Annotated in this window: 1 protein-coding gene; it reads left to right on the forward strand. The window is 70.5% G+C overall.

Annotated elements, in window-relative coordinates:
* The first annotated feature begins 84 nt into the window (after positions 1-84).
* Entirely contained in the window at positions 85-1,692 is a 1,608-nt protein-coding gene (locus tag ABD369_RS40475) for an IS1634 family transposase (protein WP_344641642.1), read from the forward strand.
* Positions 1,693-1,721 lie beyond the last annotated feature (29 nt).

A 1,721-nucleotide genomic window follows, 5' to 3' on the forward strand; every position in this document is an offset into this window, starting at 1 on the left:
CGCCCCGGTGGCGTTGGATTGGGTGTGTCGATGACTTCCCGGTCCCCGCGGCCACGGTCTGAGCGTCAGCGCCTGGAGTGCGTGGTGACGGCTGTGGTGGAGAAGCGTCTGGGCGCTCTGCCTGTCGCTGCCGAGTTTCTGCGCCGGCTGGACGTGGCCGGGATCGTCGATGAGCTGTGCCCGGGCGGCGCGAGCGCCCACCTGAGCCATGGCCAGGTGATCGAGGCGCTGGTGGCGAACCGGCTCACCTCGCCCGCGCCGTTGGTACGGGTCGGGGACTGGGCGCGGAGCTGGGCGGTGGAGGAGGTCTTCGGCATCGAGCCGGGCCTGCTCAACGACGACCGCCTGGCCCGGGCGCTGGACGCGATCGCTCCGAGGCTGGAGCAGGTTGCGGGCACGATTGGCGCGCGGGCTATCGCCGAGTTCGGCATCGACGTCAGCAGGTGCCACTGGGACATGACCAGCATGTCCGTCTACGGCGCCTACCCCGAGGAGGACCAGGACGACGCGTTCCCGGTCATCGGGTACGGACACCCCAAGGACCGGCGGGTGGACCTGAAGCAGGTCCAGGCCGGGCTCGCGGTGTCCGCCGACGGCGGGATCCCCGTCCACGCCCGGGTCTTCGGCGGCGGTGCGGCCGAGGTGAGCCAGGTCGTCGGGGCGATGAAGGATCTGCGGAAGCTGGCCGGCGAGCAGGAGTTCCTGCTGGTCGCCGACTCCAAGCTGGTGTCGTATCCGAACGTCGCGGCGCTGCTGTCCGCCGGGGTGCCGTTCATCGCCCCGGTCCCGGCCGCGCAGGTCAAGGACGAGGTCTACGCCGCCCTCGACCTGGAGCAGGCGGCTTTCGTGGACTGGGTGCCCGAACGGGACGCCCGCAAGGACCCCGCCGATCGGGAGGTCTACCGGGTGCTGGAGGACGTCCACACCCTGGCCGGACCCCGCAGGCGCGACCCGGTCCTCACAGTGCGGCGGATCCTGGTCCACTCCACCGGGAATGCGGCTGGTCAGCGAGCCGCCCGCGGCAAGCGCCTGACCAAGGCGGCCGAGGACCTGGGCACACTCGCCCGCGCGGCGGGCGGCAGGCACTACAAGACCGCCGAGAAGGTCGCCGCCCGGGTCGGGGTGATCGCCGCGAAACGCCGCGTCGTCTCCTGCCTGCGCTGGCACGTCGAGCAGGACGAGGACGGCGTCCCGACGCTGACCTGGTGCTTCGATCAGGAGGTGCTCGATGCCGAGGCCGCCGTCGACGGCTGGTACGCGCTGATCACACCCCTGACCACCGAGCAGGCCACCCCCGCCGAGGTCCTGATCCAGTACAAGGGCCAGGGCACGGTGGAGCGCCGTTACGCGGACTTCAAGGGACCCCTCGCGGTCACCCCGGTGTTCGTGCAGCACAATCACCGGGTGGCCGCCCTGATCCAGGTGATCTGCCTGGCCCTGCTCGTCTTCTGTCTGATCGAACGCCAGGTCAGACAGGCTCTGGGGCCGGAGCAGACCATGGCCGGGCTCTACCCGGACAACCGCCGGGTCCGCCCCACCGGCCGCATGATCCTCTACCACCTCGGCGAACTCACGCTCCGGATCGGCAACGTGACCGACCCACCCACCGTCCAGATCACCCGCGGCGTCCAACTCCACCTCCTCGAACTCCTCGGCATCGAAGTCACCCGAACCCGCTGGCCACAGACCTGAAACGGTGACCTGCGAAGTACGGGGCTAGG

This window comes from Kitasatospora cystarginea (assembly GCF_039533515.1).
Lineage (GTDB): Bacteria > Actinomycetota > Actinomycetes > Streptomycetales > Streptomycetaceae > Kitasatospora > Kitasatospora cystarginea.